Here is a 2,632-nt window from a genome sequence, read left to right on the forward strand (position 1 = left end):
GCGGCTGCTGCCGCTGCAGGGCTGGCAGCTGCACTACTTTCGGGGCGGCGCCTGGGCCAATGCCCTGTCCAGCGGCGCGACCGGGGCGCAGGCGCCGCGCGCGCCGGGCGGGCTCTCGGAAGCCGCCGCGCGGGTGCCGGACGGGGTGCGGCTGCAGCTGGAGCTGCCGGCGGGCGGCGCATTGTCGGGCACGCTGGTGCACGACTGGGTCAATCCGCTGGTCGGCGGGGGCAAGTCGTGAGGCGGCACGGGCGCGGCGCCGCCCTGCTGGCGGCCATGCTGACCGTGGCGCTGGTGGCGAGCTTCGCCGCAGCGGCACTGTGGCAGCAGTGGCGCGCCGTGGAGGTGGAGACGGCCGAGCGCGCGCGCATCCAGGCGGCCTGGATCCTGGTCGGTGCGCTCGACTGGTCGCGGCTGATCCTGCGCGAGGATGCCCTGGCGCGCGCCGGCGACGGCACGGACAACCTGGCCGAGCCCTGGGCGGTGCCGCTGGCGGAGGCCCGGCTGTCCACCTTCCTGGCCGCCAGTCGCAACGTCGCGCAGGTGGAAGACGCCAGCACCGACACGGCCGATGCGTTCCTGTCGGGCCAGATCACCGACCAGCAGGGCCTGCTGAACCTGCGCAACCTGGAGCGCGACGGCCGCGTGGACGAGACCGCGCGGCGCCAGTTCGCGCGCCTGTTCGACTACCTGGGGCTGCCGGCCAGCCAGCTCGACGCCATCGCGCAGCAGCTGGTGCAGGCGCTGGCCGCCGACGCTACGCCCGAGGTCGCGCCGCTGCTGCCGCGCAGCCTGTCGCAGCTGGGCTGGTGGGGCGTGCCGCCGCAGACGCTGGAGGTGCTGGCGCCCCATGCGACGCTGCTGCCGGCGCGCACCCGGTTGAACCTCAACACCGCCGGCGCCGTGGCCCTGTGGGCCAGCGCCGACGGCCTGACCATGGCGCAGGCGCAGCAACTCGTGCTGGCGCGCGAGGCGCAGCACTTTCGCAGCGAGGCCGATGCCGTCCGGCTGCTCGGCACGGCCGGGGGCATCACGCCGGCGACGCATGGGGTGAGCTCCCAGTATTTCGAGGTGCGCGGGCGGCTGCGGCTGGGGGACGTGGCGGTGCAGGAGCGCTCCCTGGTGCACAAGCTGCCGGGCGAGGCGCGCACGCTGTGGCGCGAGCGCGGCGCGCTGCCGGCGCCGGCGCCGCAGGCCGGCCCCTACAATGCCGCGCCAGCCACGACCCCATGAGCACCCTCGCCATTCTCCTGCCCTTGGCGCCTTTGGCAGCCGACGCCAGCTACGACTACGCCCTGTCTGCCGACGGCCAGGCCGTCAGCCGGCACGGCAGCGCCACCGCGGCGCTGCTGCCTGCCGCCGGGCGTGCGGGCGAGACCGTGGCGGTGGTGCCGGCGCGCGCCCTCTCCTGGCACCGCGTGGCCCTGCCGCCGGGAGCGCTTGCCCAGGCCGGGCGGGTGCGTGCCGTGCTCGAGGGGCTGCTGGAGGAACAGCTGCTGGACGACCCCGCCACGCTGCACTTCGCCCTCGAGCCAGGCGCGCAGTCCGGGAGCACCGCCTGGGTGGCGGTGTGCGAGCGCGCCTGGCTGCAGGCCGCGCTGCAGGCCCTGGAGGCGGCCGGCCGACCGGTGGACCGGGTGGTGCCGGAGCTGGCGCCCGGCCCGACCGCCAGCGGCCGGCCCGAGGGCACGGTGCTGGGTCCGCCCGAGCAGGCCCGCCTTGCGGTCGCCGGAGCCGGTCCGGAACTGGCGGCGGCCGTGCTCCCGCTGGACGCCACGGCGGCGACGTGGCTGGGCGCGCCGGGTGAGGATGACCCGCCGGTGCGCGCCGAGCCGGCGGTGGTGGCGCTGGCCGAGCGGCTGCTGGCGCCACGCCGGATCCAGCTGCAGACCGCGGCCGAGCGCATGCTGGCCGCCACGCGCAGCCCCTGGAACCTGGCGCAGTTCGATCTCGCCAGCAGCGGCGGCACGCGCCTGCTGCGCCGCGCTGCGGCCGCGGCCCACACCTTCCTGCACGCGCCGCCGTGGCGCCCGGCACGCTGGGCGCTGCTGGCGCTGGTGCTGGTGCAGGTGGCGGGCCTGAACCTCTGGGCCTGGCAGGACCGCCAGGCGCTGGCGGCCAAGCGCGCCGCCGTGGACCGGCTGCTGACGGAGAGCTTCCCGCAGGTGCAGGTGGTCGTCGATGCCCCGGTGCAGATGGAGCGCGAGCTCGCCCGGTTGCGCCAGCAGGCGGGCAGCCTGTCGGCGCGCGACCTGGAGCCGCTCATGGCCGCAGCCGGCCACGCCCTGCCGGCGGGTCGCGCGGTGGCGGCCATCGAGTACGGCGACGGCGAGCTGCGCCTGCCCGGCCTGGTGCTCAACGCCCAGGAGCTGGCCGCGGCACGTCAGCGGGCGGCTGCCGAAGGCGTGCAGCTGCTGGCCCGGGACGATGCGCTGGTGCTGCGCGCCGACACGGAGGGAGCGGGTCGATGACATCCACGACGGCCGGCCGCCCATGGTCCGGCGCCTTGCGCAGGCACTGGAAGACCCTCGCCGCGCGCGAGCAAGCGCTGGTGCTGCTGGCGGCGGGCCTGCTGGGCCTGGCGCTCGCCTGGTGGCTGCTGCTGGCGCCTGCGCTGGCGACGCTGCGCGGC

2 protein-coding genes and 1 pseudogene are annotated in these 2,632 nt (G+C 76.9%); all 3 read left to right on the top strand.

All coding sequences use genetic code 11. The features are described from left to right. A pseudogene (locus tag A612_RS17220) lies at positions 1 to 241 on the top strand (hypothetical protein); the annotation flags it as partial. Continuing rightward, entirely contained in the window at positions 238 to 1,233 is a 996-nt protein-coding gene (gene gspK / locus A612_RS00895; protein ID WP_019372738.1) for a type II secretion system minor pseudopilin GspK, read from the top strand. The pseudogene A612_RS17220 and the gene gspK, both read left to right, overlap by 4 nt. Further along, positions 1,230 to 2,471: a type II secretion system protein GspL gene (gene gspL, locus A612_RS00900; RefSeq protein WP_019372739.1), complete on the top strand. Its 1,242-nt coding sequence runs from the start codon at positions 1,230 to 1,232 to the stop codon at positions 2,469 to 2,471. Before gspK ends, gspL begins: the two co-directional genes overlap by 4 nt. The last annotated feature ends 161 nt before the right edge of the window (positions 2,472 to 2,632 follow it).

The organism is Melaminivora alkalimesophila, from assembly GCF_000282995.1.
Classification (GTDB): domain Bacteria; phylum Pseudomonadota; class Gammaproteobacteria; order Burkholderiales; family Burkholderiaceae_C; genus Melaminivora; species Melaminivora alkalimesophila.

Coding starts and splice junctions, on each gene's coding strand:
- gspL (WP_019372739.1), top strand. CDS start 1,230: ATGAGCACCCTCGCCATTCTCCTGCCCTTGGCGCCTTTGGCAGCCGAC.